The organism is Coprococcus sp. OM06-34AC (assembly GCF_003462545.1).
Lineage (GTDB): Bacteria > Bacillota > Clostridia > Lachnospirales > Lachnospiraceae > Coprococcus > Coprococcus aceti.
The window spans coordinates 721,281-726,979 of record NZ_QTZF01000001.1 but is presented as its reverse complement, the minus strand read 5'-3'; the positions used below and the strand labels follow the sequence as shown (position 1 = coordinate 726,979).

At 37.1% G+C, this 5,699-nt stretch carries 10 protein-coding genes and 1 pseudogene; 10 read left to right on the top strand and 1 reads right to left on the bottom strand.

Annotation, left to right across the window (positions count from 1 at the left end; all coding sequences use genetic code 11):
- The 6 genes from DXB91_RS03285 to DXB91_RS03265 form a co-directional block, all read left to right on the top strand.
- Positions 1-903, top strand: a 903-nt coding sequence (locus tag DXB91_RS03285) for a hypothetical protein (protein ID WP_330416298.1), incomplete at its 5' end; no start/stop codon positions are given.
- Between the two features lie 10 nt (positions 904-913).
- Positions 914-1,216 carry a hypothetical protein gene (locus DXB91_RS03280; protein WP_015533324.1) on the top strand — a complete coding sequence of 101 codons (303 nt, stop codon included), beginning with the start codon at positions 914-916 and terminating at the stop codon, positions 1,214-1,216.
- A gap of 249 nt (positions 1,217-1,465) precedes the next feature.
- Entirely contained in the window at positions 1,466-1,588 is a 123-nt protein-coding gene (locus DXB91_RS14535; RefSeq protein ID WP_256364695.1) for a hypothetical protein, read from the top strand.
- Between the two features lie 52 nt (positions 1,589-1,640).
- On the top strand, positions 1,641-2,075 hold the full coding sequence (locus tag DXB91_RS03275) for a hypothetical protein (RefSeq protein WP_055148026.1): 435 nt from the start codon (positions 1,641-1,643) through the stop codon (positions 2,073-2,075).
- Positions 2,076-2,106: 31 nt separating this feature from the next.
- Positions 2,107-2,433, top strand: coding sequence for a hypothetical protein (locus DXB91_RS03270; protein ID WP_015533323.1), 327 nt, complete (start codon positions 2,107-2,109; stop codon positions 2,431-2,433).
- A gap of 13 nt (positions 2,434-2,446) precedes the next feature.
- A complete protein-coding gene (locus DXB91_RS03265; protein ID WP_055148023.1) occupies positions 2,447-2,737 on the top strand; it encodes a hypothetical protein in 291 nt (96 codons plus the stop codon).
- 7 nt (positions 2,738-2,744) lie between these two features.
- Here DXB91_RS03265 and DXB91_RS03260 read toward each other — a convergent pair.
- Positions 2,745-3,695: pseudogene (locus tag DXB91_RS03260) on the bottom strand (IS110 family transposase); the annotation flags it as partial.
- A gap of 150 nt (positions 3,696-3,845) precedes the next feature.
- Here DXB91_RS03260 and DXB91_RS03255 point away from each other — a divergent pair.
- The 4 genes from DXB91_RS03255 to DXB91_RS03240 all read left to right on the top strand — a co-directional run bounded on the left by DXB91_RS03255 (position 3,846) and on the right by DXB91_RS03240 (position 5,583).
- On the top strand, positions 3,846-4,211 hold the full coding sequence (locus tag DXB91_RS03255) for a TNT domain-containing protein (RefSeq protein WP_055148020.1): 366 nt from the start codon (positions 3,846-3,848) through the stop codon (positions 4,209-4,211).
- Positions 4,212-4,213: 2 nt separating this feature from the next.
- Positions 4,214-4,444 carry a hypothetical protein gene (locus DXB91_RS03250; protein ID WP_055148017.1) on the top strand — a complete coding sequence of 77 codons (231 nt, stop codon included), beginning with the start codon at positions 4,214-4,216 and terminating at the stop codon, positions 4,442-4,444.
- Between the two features lie 161 nt (positions 4,445-4,605).
- Positions 4,606-5,259, top strand: a complete 654-nt coding sequence (locus DXB91_RS03245) for a polymorphic toxin type 30 domain-containing protein (protein WP_133300858.1) — start codon at positions 4,606-4,608, stop codon at positions 5,257-5,259.
- A gap of 69 nt (positions 5,260-5,328) precedes the next feature.
- Positions 5,329-5,583, top strand: coding sequence for a hypothetical protein (locus DXB91_RS03240; protein WP_133300859.1), 255 nt, complete (start codon positions 5,329-5,331; stop codon positions 5,581-5,583).
- Positions 5,584-5,699 lie beyond the last annotated feature (116 nt).

The window sequence follows — 5,699 nt, the reverse complement described above, 5'->3', positions numbered from 1 at the left end:
GCTGTACTAGGGGCGGCGGCCGCCACGGTAACACAGTCTATAGCGACATCTGCTATTATTGGTGCAGCCACGTCAGGCGTTATGAATGGAATAGCTTCCATGAATTCCGGCAACTCATTTTATGATGGATTTGCAAGTGGCTTTGAATCTGGAGCAATATTGGGTGCAATCAGTGGAGGATTAGGAGCTGGAACATCTGCAATTATGTCAGGGGCAGAACTCACAGTAGGAAGAGTCATGGCTGTAAAAGCTATGAATATGGTATCTGATGCAACTGTAGATAGTGTGGTATATGCGTATCACTCAAACAAGTATGATAAAGACTTTACTGGCGGAGATATAGTTAAGACTTGGGTAAAAAGTGCGGCAACATCGTTTGCTATGCAGTCTGTTGGAGGTGGAAAACCATCGTCAAAGACGGATGGTGGAAATGGTGTTATATCTACATGCAAAGGACGGGGGGAGCCTGAAGGTAGTTTTAAATGTAAGAGTGGTAGAGAATCATCAATAAAGGATTACTCAAATAGATTTGCGGATAGTTTGGTAGATGATTTTAATACTGATGTTGAAGTTAGAGATGTTGTAAAAGAAGATATGATTTTAGTTCAATTTAGTTCTGATGCGCCAAACGCATCACTTAGGTATTGGACAACAATTGATGAGGCTAATGGAATTTCTACAATTGAAGAATATATGGATAAAATGGCATTATCAAAAGAATGGGGAAATCGAAATGTTGTAAAAGTTGCTAGAGTGAAGAAGAAAACAGAAGTTACTCATGCTATTGGAACAGCAAAAGCACAAACTAAAATTAGCGATCCTAGACCTGGAAATGGTAAACAAATTTTATTTAGTAAGTTTGATTCAAATTGGATTACGGAAGTAAGAAATATAAAGGAATAGGTGTTTAATTATGAAAAGAGAAATTATGAAAAGAGAAATTATGAAAAAAAAGTTAAGTGATTTACAATGTGAAATAGGAAAAATTAAAGATGATGTTGATGATTATACAAGAGAGTATCTTAGTAAAATGGAAAAAATTATAGAAGAATATAAAAATAAGTTGGATTCAAATAAAATGGATGAATCAGATGGAGGGACATTAGGATTTAGAAGAGCAATACTCGAAGATGACAATCTCGCAAACATAGACTCCTTGTATAATGCAGCGGTAGCAGTTGATAAATTTTATAGTCAAGAGTGTAGAGAGTGGTAGTAAGGCTAAATTAGATTATGTTACTTCAAATAGAAAAGAATATTAAGAATATCTGATGAAATAAGAACGTTGCTTATTTTGTTATGTGAAAAGCCAGTAGACATAAAAAGCTACTGGCACTTTCATGCTTAAATTTATTAGAGACAATGGAGTGTTGCGTCCAGTTACTTTCTGGTGGAAAGGAAGTTGTGAGACTATACAAGAACAGGGACGCATCAAAGCAGGTGTTTAAAGCGGATAAGTCGTAACTTGGCATTAATTGGCAGGCTTGAAGACACAACTTCTGGAAGATGCATAGAATTTCCTGCACCGTGGATTGGATGGATTGAGGAATATGCTACAAATGGAAGAATAATAGCAGGAGGGGGTTAGGTGAAAGATAAGAAATAGAATAAGGTAAGCTTAAAATTGTTGAAAAAAATAATTGGAGGATGAGACCAGTGAAGGAAAGCTGGCTATAGGCATAGGCGTGCTTGTGGTTACAGCAGCGGTTGTGATAGTCTGCCCTGCTGTACTAGGGGCGGCGGCCGCCACGGTAACACAGTTTATAGCGACATCTGCCCTCGTGGGATCAGCAATATCTGGTATAATGAATGGCGCTGCATCAGTGAAAGCAGGAAAGTCGTTTTTTGATGGATTTGCAAGTGGCGTTGAAGAGGGGGCAATAATAGGTACAGCTACATACATATATCATGGAAACAAATATGATAAAGCAATAACAGGCGGAGATGTAGCCAAGACCTGGGCAGAGTGTGCAATAACATCATTTGTTTTGCGGTCAGTTTTTGAGGGTGGAAAGTCATCACCCAAAGCAGATGGAAAGAATAGGGTTATGTCTACTAGCAAAGGTCGGGGGTAGTCTGAAAGTAGTATTACTTGTGAGACCAGCTATGGGAAGTCGTGGAAAATATGATACTACAGCAGATTTTCTGACTAATATTGAAAATCGAAATGGAAAATTTTATACAGATAAAGCCACAATAGATAAAATTGGACAGGTTGAAGCTAGAGGAGAAGATTTTTCACTGTTGAATAAAAGGATAATGAGTTCCCGTGCATCTACTGAAGGAGGAACTTCTGTTGTATATAAATATAGTGATGAATTAGGAACAAAATATTTGATTCATGAAGTTACAGATGCCAGGGGATATATTATTCACAGAGACTTTGATGCTGTAAGAATTTCATCGGGACAATTGATAAACAAGGGACATTAGTTAGGAGGTTGATATGTATCATAATGAAATGGAAAAAATAATAGAAAAAGTAGTAAAAGGTGATATAGATAAAAATGTATTAATGGAATATTTAATTGACGATTTTGATTGTGAAAAAATATATGACTCAGATGAGGAACTGATAACAGATGCTTTTTTTACATTAAAACATTATGCCAGTGGCGAAGAAGAGGTTAGCAAAGATGAGTGGATGTATTTCTTAGAGTGTTTAGCAGGAAAACGTGAATATAATATGGAAGCAAAAATGAGCATCACAACTAAGCCTCCCCACAGGCAGGCTTAAATCATAGTCTTGCTACAGCTCCTGTGGCAGTTAAGTGATGTTTACCTTGGTCACGTTTCTTTTTGTAATATGCATTCAACGGACTGTTATGGAAAGAACGGGTAGTTGCAGCGAGAAAAATGGCATGCCGTAAGTAAGGTGAACCCCGTTTGGACATGTGATTATGAGTGCTGCTAAATTCACCGGATTGTCGTACAGTTGGATCAATACCTGCAAAGGCAACTAAGGCAGATGAACTCTTAAATCTGTTTATATCACCGATTTCAGCAAGAATGGTTGCAGCAGCAATCATGCCTATTCCGGGAATGGTATGAAGATAACAATCAAACTTCTCGTAGTACTCAAGAATCTGGCAGTCAAGAGCTTCAATCTGCTTATCAAGAAAATTCATTCTGTCAATGAGCTGTTTTAACTGGAAAGAGAAAGCATCCTGTGCTATCTTAATACCAAAGGTATCAGCTGCAGCTTCTTTGATGGAAATGGCTTTAGCTTTGGTAAGTCGGTTGTGGCTCTTATCTTTTGTGATTTCAAAGAGCTCATCTATTGGTGCATTCTCAATATTCTCAGGGGTGAGATACTTTTCCAGAATGCCCATGGAAGTAGTCCCAAACTGACCGAAACGTATCACTTCTGCAATCAAAAAAGAGTCAATTGAGTCGTTTTTGGTTTGTCGTATATACATTTTTCTCAAAGAATCAGACTGGATAGGATTGATTACATAGATAGTATATCCTTTTGCTTTTAGAAATGAATAAATGGGATACCAGTAATGACCTGTAGCTTCCATGCCAAATACACAAGGGGAATTACCGATGTTTTTAAAGATAAAGCTCATAAGAGAATCTGCACCTTTGTGTGTAGTTGCAAAGCGAAGAGAAGGACCGATTTGTTTGCCTTCAGGTGAAACAATGGATGCTTCATGATGATTTTTGCCAATATCAATGCCTACGATGTACATAATTGAAATCCTTTCTTTTATGAATTATAAGTAGATAGAATCCTCACTTCAATGCGGGTAACAATCTGGTTAGATATACGAAGTACAGCACATATGCTGCCAACATCCAGCTAATACGCAAAATCCTGCAAAGCAGAGGGAGCAGTCTCAATGAACGAAGTCACAAGTGCTTCAAGAGTGGTGACGCACACCTCTATCTATTGGGATTATACACCTGACGATGAACTTTATTTAAAGTATAAGGATGTATTTGACAATCCAAAGTATTATAATCAAGAAACAGGGGCAATAAATTGGACAGAAAAAAATGAATTTGCTGATATACCAATGGATGAAGTGTTACAACCAGGAACAGACCAAAGACCATATAGTGTATTTGAGGTTGTTGAACCAATTAATGTAAAATCGGGTAGTATAGCATCTTGGTTTGATGAACCGGGCGGAGGAATACAATATTTGTTGCCAGATACAGTAGATGAATTATTAGATGCTGGTATTTTAAGGAGAATTCAATAAGCATGACAGTAGAACAATTAGAAAAAGAACTAGAAATGATGGAGATTCCACAAGAATTATATTCAATAATGGTGGGGGGCCTGCCAAATGAAAAATTATGCATTGTAAAGGAAGATAAATGGCAAGTATATTATAGCGAGCGTGGTAGCAAAAGTGGATTGAAATTGTTTGAAACAGAATCAGAGGCGTGTGAGTTTTTTTTGCGAAAAATGAAAAGATATGCAAGAAAATAAATTGATAATGTATCCATATAATGACAACCGAAATTAAAACTAAAAAATTTATCAAAGATGCAGAACGCATTGCTTTATAGTAAAAGTTAAGAAGAAGCATCAGTGAAAGCAGGAAAGTCGTTTTTGATGGATTTGCAAGTGGCTTTGAATCTGGAGCAATATTGGGTGCAATCAGTGGAGGATTAGGAGCTGGAACATCTGCAATTATGTCAGGGGCAGAACTCACAGTAGGAAGAGTCATGGCTGTAAAAGCTATGAATATGGTATCTGATGCAACTGTAGATACTGTGGTATACGCGTATCATTCAAATAAGTATGATAAAGACTTTTCTGGCGGAGATATAGTTAAGACTTGGGTAAAAAGTGCGGCAACATCGTTTGCTATGCAGTCTGTTGTAGGTGGAAAGTCATCGTCAAAGACGGAGACCAGCTATGGGAAGTCAAGTGGAAAAATTGGTGATTTTACAGAATTAGAAGGAAGTAATGTAGACGAGATATTGGATAGAATTCCAGATGAAGCAGTTTTGAGAGAGTTATATCCAGTACAGGGAGGAGCTACAGAAGGATTTGAGTTTAAGTGGGTTCAGAATGGGCAGACATATAGAGTTAGAGTACACAATGTGGACCCAAGTGCCCCGGTTGGCTCTAATGCTTATAATGGTTGGGTTGTTAGAGTTCAATGTGGTAGAAGATATTTTGACCCTACAATAAATGATTTTCGTGAAGCAAAGTATTTTAATCCCAATGGTCCGGATTATGATGAGGTTATTATTAATGATACACATATACCAATCTTGGATCCATATCAAAATTGAATTAGTGGGTGATTAATGGAGGTGTTAAGGATATTGGATGAAAAAAAATTAGAGGAGTTGGTCTCCAATATGGATGATAGAATTAGAATGCACGATTATTCCAAAGAACAACTTTTGTTGTTAATTGAAGACTATGTAACAATTAATTTTCAAGGTATGAAGTATCAGACAAGAGAGGCAATATTGAATATGATATGTGATGCTGTGAATTATTATGATATAGGAAAAGATTTAAATTGGGAATCAATTATTGCTATAAGGGAAGATTTGGAAGATGATTTGAAAGAATATGTTGATGAGATTATTTCTATGCACTACAACTAAGCCTCCCGCCGGCAGGCTTAATTCGTAGTCTCACTACCATATATTAACAGAATTTCTTAGGTTCATAGGGCTTACCATCCCGTACTACAGCATAGATTACGGTGGTAAGCTTTCTT